This is a genomic window from Rhizobium sp. USDA 4016 (assembly GCF_056279705.1).
The window spans coordinates 98,872-115,581 of record NZ_JBWCCY010000001.1 but is presented as its reverse complement, the minus strand read 5'-3'; the positions used below and the strand labels follow the sequence as shown (position 1 = coordinate 115,581).

Below are 16,710 nucleotides of genomic sequence, written 5' to 3'. Positions count from 1 at the left end.
CAAGAGATTGTTTCAGGCGACTTTCGCCCTGGTTGCGGATGCCTGCCGGATTTCCTCGAGGATCGGCAGCAGGTATTTTCTGAACTCGGTGTAGTCTTCGGTGACCGGGAAATGACCGAGCTTCTCCATCGTCCAGAACTTGCTGCCCTTGACGAGATCGGCGGCGATCTTGGTGTCGGCCGGGGAGGTATTCGGATCGTATTCGCCCGTCAGGAAGTACAGCATGCACTTCGACGTATCGATCTTGCTCGCCTCTTCGGGTGAGACATTGTGGTCGTAGTAGTAGTAATAGAGGTCACCTGCGAAGACGCCCGGACCGCCGCAGCTATATTCCCACTGGATTTCGCGGACATTGGCTTCTGGTGAGTAGGGCGAGATATTGAGCATCATGGCCGCGCCGATGGAGGTGCGGTTCACGTTTGGGTTGTCGAATTCTTTCCTAATGCCTGCCATGCCGACATCGACATATTCGGCAGCCGAGCGCAGTGCCCCTTCGACGGAGATAGTAGCGCGGAAGTTGTCGGGGTAATTCGACGCCAGATCGATAGCAAGATGTCCGCCCATCGAGCTACCCATATAAACGGGGCGGTCCAGACCAAGGGCTTTAGAGAGTTCCAGTTGGAAATCCATCATGAACTTCTTGGTCATGTTGTACTCTTTCTCCCACCAGCGAACGCCGTGTGGAGGAAGAGACTTCCCGTGATAGGGCAAGTCGAACGCGATAACGCGGAAGTTCTTGGTCACGTCTTCGTCGCAGAGCGTGTGGCGGTACTGGCGGCCGTCGGAGCCCGCCGTGTGACCGACAAGCAAGGGGATGCCCTCTCCGGCTTCCTCGTAATAGACGCGATATTCGATGCCTTCGATCGTCAGGTAGACGTAACGGCCCGTGATTGGATCATGCCTGGTCATGCTGCTACTCCTTCCGGGCGGGCCTCGCGCATCAGGTTCGTCATGCGATTGAGCGCAGGGAGATACGCGAAGGTTTCGTTATTGTTGCTAAGGAACAGACCGTGTTTGATGTTTGACGACTGCAGGCACTGATAAAACGGCCGCGGCTTCTTCTGGAGAAGCGCGTCCCACTGTTCACCCGTGCCCCGGATGACGATCTTGCACTTCTCGTCGTCGTAGGCGGCTTCTTCGACCTTCACCATCTTGCCGTCTTCGAAGTGGAGTGCGACGCTGCGGCTCGGAAAATCGCATTTGATAATGCCGTTGAGATAACGGGTTTCGCGCTTGAACTCGAAGTCCTCCAGCGCCAGTTTTTTGAACTTCTCGAGATCGATGGCCAAGTTCGGCTCCTCCCTGGTTAAAACGGCGCGGCCGATCCACGCCTTTCAAAATTTTCCGCCACGCCCAGCGGCGGCGGCTTCAGATGCCCATTTCGTTGAAGACCTCCTGGGCGTTTCGGAAGCTGTCGATGCCCGCCGGTACGCCGGCGTAGATCGCGACCTGCAGGAAAATCTCCTGGATTTCCTCCTTGGTGAGGCCGTTGTTGATCGCGCCGCGCACGTGGCCCTTGAGCTCATGCGGACGATTGAGAACAGAGATCATGCCAAGGTTCAGAATGGACCGCGCGCGCCTGTCGAGGCCTGGTCGATTCCAGATCTCGTTCCAGCAATACTCAGTGACGAGCTGCTGCATAGGCCAGGTGAAGTCGGTCGCCTTACCGAGTGCTGCGTCGACATAGGCATCGCCCATGACTTCACGACGCGTCGCCAGCCCTCGAGCGAACTGTTTCGAAGGGACAGGCCGCTCCTTGCCGTGTGTTTTCACTTTCGTTTCTTTCGTGGCGGTCATTCGACAACGCTCCTAGCTTTACTGTCTACGACAAGATCAACTGATTATCAGACAATCTGTCTGTTTCGCCCGAATTCGCGAGTTTCCGAGGCTAATTGTGATCTTCGACGTATCGGATGATGCGGGTGTGGTCCTCGGATGGGCCTAGCGCCTTCTGTGCAGCATCCCAGGCGTCTGCCGTGCTTGCGAGAGCATCGAGGCGAAGACCAAGCGTCTTGGCGAGATCGGCGGCGATGCGGATATCCTTGGCCATCAGACCAATGGCAAATCCCGACCCGAACGTCTCAGAGAGGATGAACTGCTTCATCTTCACTTCGGTGGCGTTGTTCTTTCCAGACGACGAGTTGAGAATATCGACGATCGTCGCCGGCTCCAGACCGAAGGCGCGTCCAAGAAGGACACCCTCGATCGCCGCCAGCACACCTGCACCGGATACGAAGTTGTTAATCGCTTTCATCGCGTGACCCGAGCCAACTGGCCCCGTCCGGAACACCTGTTGTCCCACTGCCTTCAGCAGCGGCTCGGCCTCCTCGATATCAGCATCCTCCCCACCGGCCATGATTGTCAAGGTGCCAGAAACGGCGCGCTTGACGCCTCCGGAGACCGGGGCGTCAACCAGCCGAAGGCCACGAGAAGCAAGTTCGAGACCGAGTTCCCTTGTGTCGTTTGGAGCAGACGAACTCATGTCTATGACGACGGCATTCTGCTTCAGGCCGCCACAGGCGTTTTCGCCCAGCAGCGCCTCGCGCACGATCTTGCCGTTCGGAAGCATGGTGATCACGAAACTGGCCCCGACCATGGCGTCAGAAATCGTTTCGGCGGCTCGCCCGCCCGCATCAGCGAGCTTTATCTTGGCGTCTTTCGAGAGGTCGAAACCGACGACATCGAAGCCCGCCGAAATGAGATGTTGAGCCATAGGTTGGCCCATCGCGCCCAGCCCTATAAAGGCCACGCGCGTTGCGTTGAGTGTCGATGACATTTTTTCCTCCGGACGCGTGCGAGCAATGAAACCCGCCTTCCTTCAGAGAGGATTAAAAAGATTATCAGACAATCTGTCAATCGAAATTTTAAGTTTCTGGCGCTGCGTTCTTCCGGAGGTATTCAAGTGCGACCTTGGCAGCCTGGTCGATATGGAATTTGCAGGCCGCCGCCGCCAACGGCCCGTTGCGATTCTGGATTGCGTTCGCAATATCCCTAATTTCGGCAATGCTGTGCGCAAGCCGTCCCGGTTGCGTCATGGTTGTCATTCGAAGGAGATTTATCCGATTATGCAGAGCTGTCAGCATTTGCCTTACGAACACGTTTTTGCTGCCGTCCATCAAACAGTTGTAAAACGCGTTTTTCGCATCTATGAGGCGCGCACCGACGCCACTTTCGGCAGCGGCTTCGAATTCGACCACCGCGGCTAGAAGTGTCGCTATGTCGGCGGCAGTGCCATGCTCAGCGAACTGCTGGCCCGCGAATCCTTCAAGAAGAGCCCGAACGGTATAGAGTTGCTGTGCTTCCTCGTAGGTGATCGTACTGACGACCGGTCCCTTATGGGGATAGCTTGTGATAATGCCTTCAGCTTCAAGCTGTCGCATTGCCTCGCGAACCGAGGTCCTGCCGACGCCCAGCATTTCGCAAAGTTCTCGCTCTACCAGTCGCTGGCCGGGCTTAAATCGCCCACTGGCTATCGCCTGACGTAGAGTCTCCTCAACTTTTACGCGCAACGTCGCACTTTGTCTGGATATCTGTAGGTCCGTCTGCATCGCCCGCCAACACCTGTAATCGGCTCACGCCGCGCTAAATCATTCTCTACATATGGAGGCATTCGCTCTTAATATCAATCCAGATTGTCTGAGAGCTGCCAGTCTCAGTTGATCTCTTCCCGACAGCTTTGCCTGCTCGTCGTGTCTGACAGCCATAGACTTGCGGGCTCTTAAGTCGCGGATAGCGCCGCCCGGAGCGCGATCTGACACGGTCCTACAGCTATGGCCTTGAAGTCGTCAGCGCATAGACTGGTGAGAAGGACAGAAGACGGCGCATATCGTGCTCGGTGGCCGCTCGCCTCGCAATCGCAAAAACTTCAAAAAATCTCGAGGCATGGCTAAGAGAAGGTTGGGCATCACGCATAGCTGTCTCGGCGTTTCAAAGAACGCCGGACGATCTTGCTGCCCGTCAGAGGTTCGATCAGCCTCGCGCCCGCATTTCAGCCGAGGCAGTGTCTTCAAGCCATACGTTTTCCAGCCATTGCTTGAACGCGTTGACCTTTTCTGATCTGAGCCGCGAGCGGACATATGTGAGCGTGTGGCAACGAAGGTTGGGGCCTGTCATCCCGAACGGAAGGACGAGGTTACCTCTTTCCACATCCCGTTCAAGAAGCCGGTAGCTCTCCAGGCACACGCCGCGTCCTTCGACAGCGGTCGCGATCGCCATAAACGCATCGCGAAATCGAGCGCCGCGATTGACGTCAATCGCCAAGCCGTGGTCCTTCGCCCATTGTTGCCAGCTGTAAAGCGTCTGCTCCGACTTGATCAAGGTGTGGCCCACCAGATCCGATGGCTTGCGTATGGGCCGCTCGCCATTCGCCACCTCGGGAGAGCAGGCTACGACGATTGTCTCAAGGGGGAACTCCTCCGCCGCGATAGAGCCCAGGCGAGGAGCGCTGCCGTAGCAGATATCAACATCGACCGAGCCATCGGACAATTTTGCAGGATCCGATGTAGACAGAAGCCTGATTTCGATCGAGGGATACAATTCTTCGAACCGAGGCAATCTTGGCATAAGCCATAGCGAAGCCAGACTTGAAGCACAGCCGACGCTCAGGACGTCGACGCTGTTGCGCCGGCACACCTCATCGGTCGCCTGCTCAATCATCGAAAGCGCTTCTGAAAGATCACGGTGGTATCGCTCGCCAATCTCGGTGAGCGAAACGTTCCTTCCAATGCGGTGAAAGAGTTTTTCCCCAAGGTCGTCTTCCATCAGCCTGATTTGGTGGCTGATCGCCGAGGGAGTAAGCTGCAGCTGGGCAGCAGCCTCGAGAAATGAACCCTTTCTGCCGGCTGCGACGAACGACTGTATTGCACGAATGGATGGAAGTGACGTCATCACGTTCTCGATCCATAGACATCTGATCTAAGAGCACAGCGGGTCATAGCAATGCTACCTTGCGCGCGGCACGGTGGCCAAACTCGGACCGAATACTCTCACCTGCAGCAATCCGCTTGATGTCTCCGAGAACTTGCGAGAAGTCTGCGAGGCTCGAGGTGCCAAAGCCCATATAGACCTGCTTGAACAGCTGATAGAGGGTCTCATAACGTCCGCGCGTGCTCGGATCAGGCTCAAACTTTCTGTAGCCCACGCACATGGCTGCCTGAGCGCTCTCGATTGATCCATGATCTTTGGATGCAAGAGCGGCGAATATTCCCGAACCGAGACCGGTCGGAATACCGTCGGGGACCAATATGGGCTTGCCTATAACATTGGCGTAGATCTGGTTGAGGATGTCGTTCCTTTGCGGGATACCTCCCCCATTAATGACGCGGTTGACTGGAACGCCGTGCTGCTCCATCCGCTCCAGGACAACCCGTGTGTGGAAAGCCGTACCTTCAATCGCGGCATACAGTTCGTCCTGCGCTGTATGGCCGAGATGCCAGCCAAGCGTCATTCCACCAAGGTCGGAGCGGACGAGAACCGTCCGGTCCCCGTTGTCCCAGGGGAGACGCATCAGACCGGTCTTTCCGCCTTCGATGCTTTCCAGGCCTTCAGCGAGCCTGGACACCGTCGTGCCGGCACGTCGTGCTATTGCATCGAACAGGTCGCCTGTCGCAGACAGGCCTGCCTCAACTCCCACAAGGTCTGGATGTGCACTCCCTGGGACGACGCCGCAAACACCGGGGATTAGCTTCACACGTTCACTAACGGCAATGATACAGGTCGACGTACCGATCACATTGACGACGTCCCCCAGACGGCAGCCAGCGCCAATTGCATCCCAATGGGCGTCAAACGCACCCGTGGGAACTGGTATCCCGGGGGTCAGGCCGAGTCGTTCGCCCCAGTATGTGCTGAGCCCACCTGCGATCGAAGCAGAGGTCTGATATGTTCCGCCAATCTTCTCGCGCACGCCGTCGAAAAGCGGATCGACGCGGGACAAGAAAGCCTGCGAGGGCAAGCCACCCCATTTCGGGTTCCACATCCACTTGTGTCCCATGGCGCAGACGCTGCGCACCATGCGAGCCGTGTCGGTCACTCCGGTGAGGACCGCGGCCGCCATGTCGCAATGTTCCACGGCGGTCCCAAAGCGCTCGCGCTGGTCGGGATTGTGGCGCATCCAGTGGAGAAGCTTGGCAAAGCCCCACTCGTGGGAATAGGTTCCGCCGCACCATTCAATTGCTTCAATGTGCATGTCGTGCGCCATCGCCGTTATCTCTTCGGCTTCCGCTTTGGCGCGGTGGTCACACCAGAGGTAGTAGTCCCCCAAAGGCTGCATATTTTTGTCGACAGGCAACACCGAGGACCCCGTCGTGTCGACCGCAATCGCACGGATCTCCTTGGAATCTACGCCGCATTCGTCGATCACTCGATGCATCGCCAGCACAAGCGCTTCCATATGATCTACGTGGGATTGCGTTGCCAGGTCGGGATCGGAACGACGCCGCTCGAGAGGATATTCCGCGACGCAGGTTCCAAGGGAACCCTTTTCGGAATCAGCCAGCGTTACCCGCACGCTCAAGGTTCCGAAATCAACTCCTGCTACAATCGACATGATAATCCTACTTGGAACTGTCTGGCTGGCCGTAGGTCGCCGACTGGCCGTGCTTGCGTTGATAGTGGAGGTCCAGCAAAGCGTCGGAAATTTCTGGATCGTCCTGGTTCAGTTGCCGGGCGTGGAAGGCAATCTTGGCGACAGCCTCGAGCATCTCCGCGTTATGAACGGCGTCGGCTGCGTCCTTGCCCCAGGAGAAGGGGCCGTGATCGTTAACCAGGGCTGCGGGGACGGAGAGCGGCGCATTGTTTCCGAGTGCCTCGACGATGACCTTGCCCGTGTTGCGGACGTAACCGTCTATGATTTCGTCGTCGCGCAGCTTGCGAGTAACGGGGATCGTTCCGTTGAAATAGTCGGCATGGGTCGTTCCCATGGCAGGGATACCCCGGCCGGATTGGGCCCACACCGTCGCGAAGAACGAGTGCGTGTGGACCACGGCACCGATAGACTTGAAGCTTTTGTAGAGTTCCAGGTGCGTATCGAGATCAGACGATGGTCGCAGCGTGCCCTCTAGGATATTGCCATCGAGGTCGGTTACAACGATATCTGCGACCTGCATTGCCTTTATAGGAAACGCCACTCGGTTTGATGGCGACAACACCCTTTGCGCGGTCGATAGCGCTGACGTTACCGAACGTCGAGATGACGAGACCGCGGTCGTAGAGCGCGGCATTTGCGTCAAGAACGGACTTGCGGAGCTCGATATATTTCATCATCGCCTCCTCAGGCCTTTTGACGGCGACTGAAACGATCGGCTGCCACGGCGATCAGGATGATCGTGCCGATGACGACTTGGTGCCAGAAGGTGTTCACGTTGAGCAGGTTGAGCGCGTTGCGGACGACCGCCATCAAAACGGCACCCACGGCAGTTCCAAACAGAGTGGCGCGTCCGCCAGACAAACCCGTTCCGCCGATTACGACGGCAGCTATGACATCCAGCTCGTACCCCTGGCCGGCTTCAGGCATGGCGGCTTCAAGGCGCGAGGTGAGCAGAACGCCCGCGAAGGCCGAGAGGACCCCGACCAGCACGTAAACGGCGATCTTGACCTTGTCCGTGGGGATGCCGACCAGCCGGGCAGCGTCCGGATTGCTGCCGATCGAGAGAACGAAACGGCCGAAACGCGTGTAATAGAGAAGGTAGAAGGCGATCGCGAAGACGATGGCGGTCAGAATGACCGGAACAGGAACACCGCCGGCATAGCTCTGGCCGATCATTCGGAAGGCGGGGTCGGAGGCTCCGACGATCGGAATACCCTGAGTGTAGACCATTACGATACCGCGGCTGATGACCATGATGGCCATTGTGGCGATAAAGTCCGTGATCCCGACCTTGGTGATCAGGATTCCGTTCACCAGTCCGATCACCGCACCGACCGCAATCCCGCCTGCGCATGCCAGAGGAACGGGATAACCAAGCACAATCAGGTTTGCGGTCACAAGACCGCTCAGCGCGAGTGTCGAACCGACGGAGAGGTCGATGCCCCGCATCCCGATCACAAAGGTCGCTCCAAACGCGATCACGGCAATGGGGACCGCCTGACGAAGAACGTCAGTCAAGTTGCCAAAGGTGAAAAACCGCGGAGCGGCAAAGCCAAGCGCCACCAGAAGAACGACGAAGGCCAGATAAACGCCGGCATTGCCGCCGCTGCGTGCGAGCGTAAGGGGCGAGCGCGGGCGTGTAGCTGCAATATCAGCCATGGATACCTCCCTGAAGATGATGGCCTTGCGGCGGCCTCACCGAATGAAGAGCGAGTGTTTCTTCCTTGGAGGTCGCCGCATCGACGACCGCCGAGATCCGTCCTTCGAACATGACCGCGACCCGGTGACACAGTCCAAGCAGTTCCGCGTTGTCGGCGGACACCACGATGACAGCACAGCCGTCTTTCGCAGCAGCCTGGATGAGGGTGTAGACCTCGGCCTTGGCACGAACGTCGACGCCACGCGTTGGCTCCTCAAGCATGAGCACCTTTGGCCGGGTGAGCAGCCAGCGAGCAAGCATGACTTTTTGCTGGTTACCGCCGCTCAGCGATGTGATGTCGGCACCGGGGCCGTCGCATTTCACGCCGAGCTTGGCGATGTAGCCGGAGGCAATCTCGCGCTCCTTTTTCGGCATCAACGTGATTTTGCCGAGCGTTCGAAGGTTGGCGATAGAGAGGTTCCAGCCGACATTGTGTTGTGGAAAAATCCCCTCGGTTTTACGTTCGGCGGGCAAGAAGGCGACGTGTTGACGAATAGCGTCCGTCGGGTCCGAAATCGCCGCTTGCTTTCCGTCGATCAGAATCGAGCCGGTCTCATGCGGGATCTGCCCGAAGATCGCCCGCAGGAGCGCGCTCTTGCCTGATCCTTCGAGACCCGTGACGCCGAGGATTTCACCCTGGGCTACCGAGAAGGTGATGTCTTCGAAGGCACCCCTTTTCGTCAAACCGCGAACGTCCAACGAGGGTTCGGACCTTGCCGGGACGCGGGGAGGAAACTGTTTTGCGAGAGAGCCGCCGATCATCGCACTGACGACCTTGTCTACGTCGAGCTCCGATACGGGCAGGTCTGCGACCGCGCTGCCATCGCGCAAGACCATCACGCGGCTGACGATGCCGAGGAGTTCCTGGATCCGGTGAGACACATATATGAGAGCTTTACCGGCCTGCTGAAGCTTCTTGATGATGGCGAACAGCTGTTTGCGTTCGACCTCCTCGAGCGCTTCGGTCGGCTCGTCCATGATGATGATGTCGGCGTTGCTGCTAATGGCTTTGGCGATCTCGATCATCTGCCGGTGCGAGAGGCTAAGCTCTCGAACTGGCCTGTCGAGAGGTACGTCCACGCCTAACTCGCCCTTCAGGATACGCGAGGCGGCTGCCCGCATGGCCGAATGGTCAAGCGGTGATGCACTTGCACGCCCGTGGCGCAGCTCCCTGCCCGCGAATATGTTTTCGGCGGCGTCAAAGTCCGGAAACAGGCTCAGCTCCTGGTAGATGATCGCGATGCCGGCCCTGGACCCGTCTTTGGGATTGTTCAGATCGACCACCTTACCTCTGACAGAAATGGTGCCTTCGTCGCGTGCATATGCACCAGAGAGGATTTTCATGAGCGTCGACTTGCCTGCGCCGTTCTCGCCGACCAGGCCGAGAACCTCGCCGGGATTGAGTACGAGCTCGATGCCATCAAGCGCCTTCGTGTTGCCGAAGCGTTTGGCAATGCCTTTCATCTCGAGCAGCGGAGCGTTTGTCATTCAGGTCGCCCTTGTTGAGTGGGCGGCCCCGCGCGAGGCGGGGCCGCGTACTGTCACATCTACTTCTGCTGGACGTAGACGTAGTCGTTCTGATCGAAGGTCTTGATGTTCTTCGCATCGTAGGTTTTGGGCGCCACGAAGATCTTCTTCGGCAGGGCGGTGCCCTTCATCACGAACTCATCCACCGCTCGAATGATGTTGCGACCTTCTTCCTTGGCCCCGGTGTCGACCGTTGCTGCAAAGTCGCCGGTGAGGATCGCGTCGTTGGCTTCCTTCATATTTTCGTAGCCGACGATTGCCACCTTGCCGTTCAGCCCCTTAGCCTTGAGAGCCTGCAGACCGCCAAGGGCCATCTCGTCGTAGAGCGCGACGAGGACTTCGATATCGGGGTTGGCGGTGAACATGTTTTCAGTCACCGACAAGCCTTGGGCACGCACCCAGCCAGCCGGCTGCTGAGCGACGATTTTGAAGTTGGGGTGCTTCGAGATGACCTCGTTGAAACCCTTCATGCGCTGGCTCGTATGCGGACCGGGCAGGCCCTCCAGGATCCCGAGCTTGACTTCCTTGTCGCCATAGGTGTCAACCAGCCATTGCGCCTGCGCACGACCACCGTCACTCTGGTCGTAGCCGATATCGCTGACATAATATGGGTTATCCGCGACGGGTGAATTGAAGAGGAAGATCGGAATGCCCGCCTCGGTGGCGCGCCGGATGGAGGGCAGCAACGCGCCTTCGTTGTATAAGGCAACGGCGATCGCATCCACACCGTCGTTAATCCAGGCTTCCATGGTCCTGATCTGGTCGTCCGTGGCAGACTGGCTGCTCGGAGCTTGCACGAGAAGCTGGATAGTGCCGTCGCCACCGCGCTTGTCGATTTCTTCTTTCACGCCAGCCAGAACACGCTGATAGTAGGTGTCCATCGCCGTCGGCAGGAAGCCGACCTTGAGCGGGCGGTTATCCTTCTTAGCGGGTTTGACTTCCTGGCCTGTGGGCTTGATGTCCTTGTCCATCAAGATGCCAGGAAACACCTTCGAATAATCCAACTGCTGTGCAAGCGCTGGCCTGAAGGAAAGCGAAGCGGTGAGCCCGAGAGCAGCACCGAAGATTAACGTCCGTCTGAAAATTGTCACATGATCCTCCCTGGTGGTGACAAGACAAAGTTTTCCCAACCGCGGAACGGGTCCGCGGCGAAGCTTGGCAATCTGAGATTCAAATCTTCGGCTTACAGTCCCGGTGCGATCGTGAAGACCATCCGGATTGGGTTGGAGCCGTAGTTTAGGCACTGGTAGCTGATGCCGCCGGGCAGGAAGAAAGACTCGCCGTCACGGATGTGAAAGGTTTCGTCGGTATCCGCCAAATAGAAGGTTGCGGGGCCTTGCAGAACGTAGAAGACTGCGTCCCCTCCATGGCTGTCGGGTTCGCTCGCGCGCGGTCCAACGCCACCCACAGGGATAGTCAGCTCTCCGACGTGCATGTAATCGTTGCTGACGCAGAACTGGATGAGAACGGGATGATCGCGGCCGGAGACGATGTTCAGACGATCGCTTTTTGCGACCTTCACCAGGTCGCCCCTCTTGCGCGCCTGAGCGCCGTCTACTGGATAGGCTCCGAGTTTCTCAAGGCTCATCACGCTCTCCCTTCGTGCTTATAGAGGCGCGTCGGCCCGTCATAGCCGGTCGGAGGGCCATTCTCGTCCCAGATACGCGGTGCGATGCAAAACAAGATAACTGCAGCCTTGTCGCTGAAGTTATAGCCGCGATGCGGAGCGCCCTTGGGGATAAGCACCGCGTCACCGGGTCCGAGTTCCTCTGTCTGCCCGGTTTCGGGGTTTAGGAGATGCACAACACCTTCGAGGACATAGTACACCTCGTCACCCGCGTGAATGTCGGCCGGGTCGAAGTTGCTTCCCGGCGCGAGCTGATAGATGCCAGTGGTCTGCTGGTCCGTGCTGGCGAGCAGGTAGTTGAGGTCGCTCGAGTACGGCTTCGTCCCCGTATAGATGAACATCTTGTAGCTATCGCGCGTCAGATGGACCGGCTTCTTTTCGCTGGGCGGATGTGGGAAATTGCCGAAGTAGCTTGGCAGTTTTGGCATTTTAGTACCTTAGGTCCGGAGTTCGCGGAGCAGCGACTTGAGAAGCCGCCAGGTCGGATCGACTGTCGTGTGGTTGAGGCGCTCGCGCGTGGTGTGGACGTCGAACGCTTCCGGTCCGATCGACAGCATGTCAATGTCAGGAACCTTCTTTCGAAAAAGGCCGAGCTCGAGACTGGAGTGAGAGACTTCCACATGTGGCTGCTCGCCGAACTCGCGCTCGTAAGCGGCTTTGGCGGCGTTGAGCATTCGCGAATGAGGATTGTATGGCCATTCCGGGCAATCCGCGAATGTCTCCACGCTCGCGCCGTTGCCGATGAGTTCTGACAGCTGCCGGATTTTGTCGACGATGTTGTAGCGACGGGAGCTGACGGCGCTTGGGACCGTATTGACGATTTGGATGGCCTCTTCATCGCTTGAAAGCAAGGCGACGGTGTTGGAGCTCTCGACGAGGCCCTCGACTTGAAGGCTTTTGCTCTGGACGCCGTTGGGAAGCAGGTTCAGGGCATCGACCAGCGCCCGGGCGGACTGAGCCGAGAAGACTTCAGTAATCTGCCTCCCTGACTCGCTGACTGTGACCTTGAGGTTGGGATCGCTTGCTTTGTACTCACGCGCAATCGAAGCCGCTTCCGCTTCAATTCTCTGTCTGAGATCGTCAATCCGCGAGGCATCGATCGAAATGATCGCCTCTGCCTCACCCGGGATAACGTAACGGTTCACGCCACCCTTGACTTCGGCTACGCTGGCCCCAGCATCCCGGATGGCAATCCGGAGCAGCCGTCCGAGCTGGACGATCGCGTTAGCGCGTTCAAGATGGATGTCGAATTCGGAATGACCGCTGCTCAGGCCGGAGATCCGCAGCGAAAGGGCGGCCTGCCCCGAAACGCGCGGTTCCCACTGAACCGGAATCTTGAAGCGCACTGAAATATCGCCAGCGCAGCCTGCGAAAAGCGACTTGGGATCGTGCCAGTTCATGTCGAGAAGGCGCTTACCGCTAAGCTTTGTGCCGTCGAAGTGTTGTGCGCCGCCCTTGCCGACTTCTTCTTGAACCGTCAGGACGACTTCAAGCGGCGGATGCGGGATATCGTCGGATGCCAGCAACGACATTGCGAAAGCCACACCAACGGTGTTGTCCGCCCCAAGGGTTGTCCCCGTCCCATGGATGAAATCGCCGATAACCTGAAGTTTGATGCCTTCGTTCTCAAAGTCGTGGTCAACACCCTCGTCGCTCTCGCAGACGATGTCGGTATGCCCGTGAAGAATGACGGTCGGCGAGTTTTCGTAGCCGGGTGTGCCCGGCTTCTTGATGAGGAGATTGTAGATCTCGTCCTGGTAAACCTCGAAGCCGCGTGCCCGGGCAAAATCGGCGATGTGATCGCTGACCTGCTTCTCGTTGTAAGAACCGCGCGGGATCGCACTTAGCTCTTCGAAAAAGCCAAAGAAGATCGCCGGTTCGAGACCAGCAAGAATAGAATTGTCGCGTTTATCTACAGTTTTTCCAGCGGGGAAACTCATTCGGCCCTCCTCCTAATACGGCATCTGCGCAATACTTCTTCCCTCGCCGAACATAGTCCGGCGACCTCGTAAACCGTATTGCATCTCATCTTACGCGCTAAGGCGATCCAGGTTCAGATGCCCTCCACGCATCGAACCATCTCTGCTTTCAGCTCCTATTTCAAACGCAATATTTCATAAAATAGATGAGCTTTTTTCATCTGAATTCGTTATGGTATAAGCTAACGCATCCATTGAAGCGCAGGCCGAGACCTCTACGAGTTTCGGATACCATGTAGGCATCTGCGTAATTTGGAGCTGGCTCGCGAGGTCCCTTCAATCGTCCGGAAGCGGCGCCTTAAGGTGGTCGAGAAACGTCCGGAGCGCGAACGGCACCTGTCGGTGCGAAACGTAGTATGCATGAAAACCCGGCCCAGTAGACGCCCAGTCCGGCAGCACCACTTCGAGCAGACCAGCCGCGAGTTTGTCCTCGACGCGTGCGCGCAGGCAGTAAAAGAGACCGCCCCCCTCCTGCGCCATGCGGATGGATAGTTCTGAATCCCCGAGCGTGAGCAGTCCGGGAACGTCAAGCGCAACCATGCGATCGCCGTCGCCAAGTTCCCATTTGCAGACGTGGTCCGTACCGGTTCGGATCCGGATGCACTCGTGCGTCAAGAGATCTTCCGGCCGCTCGGGCCGCCCTCGTTCGTTGAGATAGGTTGGAGAACCGACCACGACCCATTCAAGTTCGGACGTCAGACGCGACGCGATCATCCCCTCGGGAACTGTTCCCCCATAACGGATGCCCGCGTCAAAACCTTCGGCGACCATATCGATAAAGCGATCCTCGACGCTGACTTCGATCTCGACATCGGGGTAGTTGCGGCGAAAACTGTGCAGTCGAGGTGCGATCAACAGCTCGGCGGCGTCACGCAGCGTGGTCACTCTCACCCTGCCCGTAGGCCCGCTCCTGAAACTATCCAGGAGATCCATCGCAGCTTGGATGCCGAGGAAACGCGGCTCCAGTTCGGCAAGCAGTACTTCGCCGGCGGCGGTGAGACTGATGCTCCTGCTTGTCCGATGAAACAGACGGACGCCGAGACGGGCCTCCAAACCCCTAATCGAGTGGCTGAGAGCGGAGCCGGAAACGCCGCGAAGCGCGGCGGCCTTTCGGAACCCCCCCGCCCGCGCGATCGCGACGAAAGTTTCAAGGTCGGCCAGATCGGCCCGCGTCGATACCATGAGTGATGGATACTCGCACTTGTACTGAATAAGATCGTCCTTGCCGACGCCGACCTTGCTTCAGGCGGCTGGCGTCTTCAATCCTTATTCAACTAACCCTGTCTTTGGTATGTGATGGGCACGGAAGCAGTCAAAAATTTGATCTTAGTTGATTCATGTTGGATCCTGGGAGCGACGACGGGGGATGGGCCCGGTCGCTGAATAATGAGAACCTCCGGGATTAGATGGTCATGCAATGAAGATCATCTTGTCCACAGCCACGAGAAACGGCACCGGTTGGAACGGATACCACCTCCGCGCGGGCGGCCTGGCAGTCCCGGAGGTTCAAGTTCTGAGCTTTCGAAAACGCCGGCTACCAGTCCTGCCGGGTTGGATGGACGACAATATCGTTGATCGTGATCTCCGGGGGCTGATCTAGGGCATAGACCACGGCTTCACCCACCGACGACGGCGGAATACCCTGCTTGTTGAGCTCTCCGGCGATCTTTCTGCCCGTCTCGTCATGAACCTTATCGGCCCAGCCGGTATCGATCACGCCAGGGCTGATCATCGACACCTGGATCCCACTTCCCACGCCCACCTCCTTTCTGAGGCTTTCGGTGATACCGCGTATGAAGAACTTCGTGGCTCCGTAAACGCCTGCCGCCTCGCCGACATGAACGCCGGCGATAGAGCTCATATTCAGGATGCGGCCGGACCGGCGCTCCAACATCGACGGCAGAACGGCGGCAATCGCATGCAGATAGCCACGCAGGTTGGTATCGATCATCTTGTTCCAATCGCCGACCGCGGCATCCTTCCAATAGGAAAAGAGCATGAGGCCCGCATTGTTGACTAATATGTCGACCGGGCCGTACGTCGTCGTGGCGAATGCGACGAGGGCCTTGGTACGCTCAAAATCCGTGACATCGGCAACCTTGTAGCTGGCAATACCTCCCGAACCGGCGATGTCTTCGACAATCTGACTGAGGCGTTCCTCATTGCGGCCGGCAAGGACAACGCGCGCACCTTTTTCCGCCAATCCTCTGGCGGTCGCTGCTCCAATGCCCGAGGAAGCTCCCGTGACGATTGCGACCTTGTCTTTCAGATGTGCCATGATGTGCTCCTTCACTGCGGTTGGGTCAGTTCGGCTTGCCGGGCGGCTTTAACAGGCTCCGGGGTTGTCCGGTTTTCCAACACCTGCCGCTTGGTTTTCTGGTCCCCGCCGACGACATGGTCGATGTCGTTCATGAGGGCCTCGAAGCCCTGCTTGGCGACGAGCGTCTTGTCGTTTTTCTGCTGGCCACCGAGCTTCGTATCGCCCATCCCAGCGTTCGCGTGGAAGTCGCTGTTGGTGGCGCCCGGAAGGAGTGCCGTCACCGTGACCCCGGTCGAGCGCAACTCCTCGCGCAGAGATTCCGCGAACATGTAACCGAATGCCTTCGACGGGCCGTAGACGGTTTCGTATGGCGTGGGCAGGGTCGCCGAAACCGAGGAGGTGATGAGGATCCTGCCGCGGCGGTTCTTGACCATATGTTGGACGACGCGTTTGGCCATATGGACGGTCCCAGTGACATTGATTGCAAGCAGGCGAAACTCATCCTCGAGATCGGTATCGACGAAGGCGCCGCCGATACCGATACCAACGTTCAGAGCCGCGGCTTCCAGTGGGCGCCCCAGCCCCTGCGTGAAAGTCCAGAACCCCTCAACGCCATCGTATGTCGAGGCATCCGCTTTGAACGGATACGCTTCGGCGTCAAGGCTTCGTAGCGCATCGGCGGCCTCGTTTACCTTGTCGCTTGAGCCTGAAATAGCGACGTCAAATCCATTCTTGGCGAATTGTTTGGCAAGCTCGAAGCCTATTCCAGATGAGCCGCCCGTGACCATTGCGAGTGGTTTATTACCAGTCATGATTTCACTCCTTTGGTTTTATCAGCACCACGATCGCCTCGAGGCGCTGGTGACCTAATGCCCGTGGAGCCGGTTGGTTACATGAGCAAAATCGATCGGGGCGGTGAGCAAAAATCACCACCGATCTGGCAGATACCAGGAGTGAGGGACCTTTTGGTCGCGTCCGCGCCAAATTGACGAGGCATTCCCGACGTCACGAAGGCACCCAAGAGTGAACACC

Annotated in this window: 18 protein-coding genes; all 18 read right to left on the bottom strand. The window is 58.0% G+C overall.

Annotation, left to right across the window (positions count from 1 at the left end; translation table 11 throughout):
• Nucleotides 1-12: 12 nt before the first annotated feature.
• The 18 genes from ACZ9DP_RS00520 to ACZ9DP_RS00435 all read right to left on the bottom strand — a co-directional run bounded on the left by ACZ9DP_RS00520 (nucleotide 13) and on the right by ACZ9DP_RS00435 (nucleotide 16,490).
• Nucleotides 13-909: an alpha/beta fold hydrolase gene (locus tag ACZ9DP_RS00520; RefSeq protein WP_004129697.1), complete on the bottom strand. Its 897-nt coding sequence runs from the start codon at nucleotides 907-909 to the stop codon at nucleotides 13-15.
• Nucleotides 906-1,289 (bottom strand): hypothetical protein, encoded by a 384-nt coding sequence (locus ACZ9DP_RS00515; RefSeq protein WP_004129699.1) that lies wholly within the window; start codon nucleotides 1,287-1,289, stop codon nucleotides 906-908. The genes ACZ9DP_RS00520 and ACZ9DP_RS00515 overlap by 4 nt, the downstream gene beginning before the upstream one ends.
• Before the next feature lie 79 nt (nucleotides 1,290-1,368).
• Nucleotides 1,369-1,797 carry a carboxymuconolactone decarboxylase family protein gene (locus ACZ9DP_RS00510; RefSeq protein WP_476199686.1) on the bottom strand — a complete coding sequence of 143 codons (429 nt, stop codon included), beginning with the start codon at nucleotides 1,795-1,797 and terminating at the stop codon, nucleotides 1,369-1,371.
• 91 nt (nucleotides 1,798-1,888) lie between these two features.
• Nucleotides 1,889-2,776, bottom strand: a complete 888-nt coding sequence (locus ACZ9DP_RS00505) for an NAD(P)-dependent oxidoreductase (protein WP_476199685.1) — start codon at nucleotides 2,774-2,776, stop codon at nucleotides 1,889-1,891.
• Between the two features lie 88 nt (nucleotides 2,777-2,864).
• Entirely contained in the window at nucleotides 2,865-3,548 is a 684-nt protein-coding gene (locus ACZ9DP_RS00500) for a GntR family transcriptional regulator (RefSeq protein ID WP_015341888.1), read from the bottom strand.
• 421 nt (nucleotides 3,549-3,969) lie between these two features.
• The gene (locus ACZ9DP_RS00495) at nucleotides 3,970-4,887 is read right to left on the bottom strand and encodes a LysR substrate-binding domain-containing protein (protein WP_013984691.1); all 918 of its coding nucleotides are present in this window, start codon (nucleotides 4,885-4,887) and stop codon (nucleotides 3,970-3,972) included.
• A 43-nt stretch (nucleotides 4,888-4,930) separates the two neighbouring features.
• Nucleotides 4,931-6,547 (bottom strand): ribulokinase, encoded by a 1,617-nt coding sequence (locus tag ACZ9DP_RS00490; protein WP_168318593.1) that lies wholly within the window; start codon nucleotides 6,545-6,547, stop codon nucleotides 4,931-4,933.
• A gap of 7 nt (nucleotides 6,548-6,554) precedes the next feature.
• Nucleotides 6,555-7,106, bottom strand: coding sequence for a class II aldolase/adducin family protein (locus tag ACZ9DP_RS00485; protein WP_476199684.1), 552 nt, complete (start codon nucleotides 7,104-7,106; stop codon nucleotides 6,555-6,557).
• Complete coding sequence (locus tag ACZ9DP_RS00480; RefSeq protein WP_476199683.1) at nucleotides 7,033-7,260, bottom strand: class II aldolase/adducin family protein; 228 nt, start codon at nucleotides 7,258-7,260, stop codon at nucleotides 7,033-7,035. The genes ACZ9DP_RS00485 and ACZ9DP_RS00480 overlap by 74 nt, the downstream gene beginning before the upstream one ends.
• A gap of 10 nt (nucleotides 7,261-7,270) precedes the next feature.
• Nucleotides 7,271-8,245, bottom strand: coding sequence for an ABC transporter permease (locus tag ACZ9DP_RS00475; RefSeq protein WP_040140044.1), 975 nt, complete (start codon nucleotides 8,243-8,245; stop codon nucleotides 7,271-7,273).
• On the bottom strand, nucleotides 8,238-9,773 hold the full coding sequence (locus ACZ9DP_RS00470; protein ID WP_476199681.1) for a sugar ABC transporter ATP-binding protein: 1,536 nt from the start codon (nucleotides 9,771-9,773) through the stop codon (nucleotides 8,238-8,240). The genes ACZ9DP_RS00475 and ACZ9DP_RS00470 overlap by 8 nt, the downstream gene beginning before the upstream one ends.
• Nucleotides 9,774-9,832: 59 nt before the next feature.
• Nucleotides 9,833-10,903 (bottom strand): sugar ABC transporter substrate-binding protein, encoded by a 1,071-nt coding sequence (locus ACZ9DP_RS00465; RefSeq protein ID WP_476199680.1) that lies wholly within the window; start codon nucleotides 10,901-10,903, stop codon nucleotides 9,833-9,835.
• 92 nt (nucleotides 10,904-10,995) lie between these two features.
• Nucleotides 10,996-11,400 (bottom strand): cupin domain-containing protein, encoded by a 405-nt coding sequence (locus ACZ9DP_RS00460; RefSeq protein WP_004129732.1) that lies wholly within the window; start codon nucleotides 11,398-11,400, stop codon nucleotides 10,996-10,998.
• Complete coding sequence (locus ACZ9DP_RS00455) at nucleotides 11,400-11,867, bottom strand: cupin domain-containing protein (protein WP_004129736.1); 468 nt, start codon at nucleotides 11,865-11,867, stop codon at nucleotides 11,400-11,402. Before ACZ9DP_RS00455 ends, ACZ9DP_RS00460 begins: the two co-directional genes overlap by 1 nt.
• A gap of 9 nt (nucleotides 11,868-11,876) precedes the next feature.
• Complete coding sequence (locus ACZ9DP_RS00450; protein ID WP_476199679.1) at nucleotides 11,877-13,379, bottom strand: aminoacyl-histidine dipeptidase; 1,503 nt, start codon at nucleotides 13,377-13,379, stop codon at nucleotides 11,877-11,879.
• 315 nt (nucleotides 13,380-13,694) lie between these two features.
• Entirely contained in the window at nucleotides 13,695-14,600 is a 906-nt protein-coding gene (locus ACZ9DP_RS00445) for a LysR family transcriptional regulator (RefSeq protein ID WP_476199678.1), read from the bottom strand.
• Between the two features lie 352 nt (nucleotides 14,601-14,952).
• The gene (locus ACZ9DP_RS00440) at nucleotides 14,953-15,696 is read right to left on the bottom strand and encodes an SDR family oxidoreductase (protein ID WP_476199677.1); all 744 of its coding nucleotides are present in this window, start codon (nucleotides 15,694-15,696) and stop codon (nucleotides 14,953-14,955) included.
• 11 nt (nucleotides 15,697-15,707) lie between these two features.
• Nucleotides 15,708-16,490, bottom strand: coding sequence for an SDR family NAD(P)-dependent oxidoreductase (locus ACZ9DP_RS00435; RefSeq protein WP_476199675.1), 783 nt, complete (start codon nucleotides 16,488-16,490; stop codon nucleotides 15,708-15,710).
• Between the last annotated feature and the right edge of the window lie 220 nt (nucleotides 16,491-16,710).

Bases quoted from the DNA above. Each gene is read 5' to 3' on its own strand.
- ACZ9DP_RS00520 (WP_004129697.1), bottom strand. From the start codon at position 909: ATGACCAGGCATGATCCAATCACGGGCCGTTACGTCTACCTGACGATC.
- ACZ9DP_RS00510 (WP_476199686.1), bottom strand. From the start codon at position 1,797: ATGACCGCCACGAAAGAAACGAAAGTGAAAACACACGGCAAGGAGCGG.
- ACZ9DP_RS00505 (WP_476199685.1), bottom strand. From the start codon at position 2,776: ATGTCATCGACACTCAACGCAACGCGCGTGGCCTTTATAGGGCTGGGC.
- ACZ9DP_RS00500 (WP_015341888.1), bottom strand. From the start codon at position 3,548: ATGCAGACGGACCTACAGATATCCAGACAAAGTGCGACGTTGCGCGTA.
- ACZ9DP_RS00495 (WP_013984691.1), bottom strand. From the start codon at position 4,887: ATGACGTCACTTCCATCCATTCGTGCAATACAGTCGTTCGTCGCAGCC.
- ACZ9DP_RS00490 (WP_168318593.1), bottom strand. From the start codon at position 6,547: ATGTCGATTGTAGCAGGAGTTGATTTCGGAACCTTGAGCGTGCGGGTA.
- ACZ9DP_RS00485 (WP_476199684.1), bottom strand. From the start codon at position 7,106: ATGCAGGTCGCAGATATCGTTGTAACCGACCTCGATGGCAATATCCTA.
- ACZ9DP_RS00480 (WP_476199683.1), bottom strand. From the start codon at position 7,260: ATGAAATATATCGAGCTCCGCAAGTCCGTTCTTGACGCAAATGCCGCG.
- ACZ9DP_RS00475 (WP_040140044.1), bottom strand. From the start codon at position 8,245: ATGGCTGATATTGCAGCTACACGCCCGCGCTCGCCCCTTACGCTCGCA.
- ACZ9DP_RS00470 (WP_476199681.1), bottom strand. From the start codon at position 9,773: ATGACAAACGCTCCGCTGCTCGAGATGAAAGGCATTGCCAAACGCTTC.
- ACZ9DP_RS00460 (WP_004129732.1), bottom strand. From the start codon at position 11,400: ATGAGCCTTGAGAAACTCGGAGCCTATCCAGTAGACGGCGCTCAGGCG.
- ACZ9DP_RS00455 (WP_004129736.1), bottom strand. From the start codon at position 11,867: ATGCCAAAACTGCCAAGCTACTTCGGCAATTTCCCACATCCGCCCAGC.
- ACZ9DP_RS00450 (WP_476199679.1), bottom strand. From the start codon at position 13,379: ATGAGTTTCCCCGCTGGAAAAACTGTAGATAAACGCGACAATTCTATT.
- ACZ9DP_RS00445 (WP_476199678.1), bottom strand. From the start codon at position 14,600: ATGGTATCGACGCGGGCCGATCTGGCCGACCTTGAAACTTTCGTCGCG.
- ACZ9DP_RS00440 (WP_476199677.1), bottom strand. From the start codon at position 15,696: ATGGCACATCTGAAAGACAAGGTCGCAATCGTCACGGGAGCTTCCTCG.
- ACZ9DP_RS00435 (WP_476199675.1), bottom strand. From the start codon at position 16,490: ATGACTGGTAATAAACCACTCGCAATGGTCACGGGCGGCTCATCTGGA.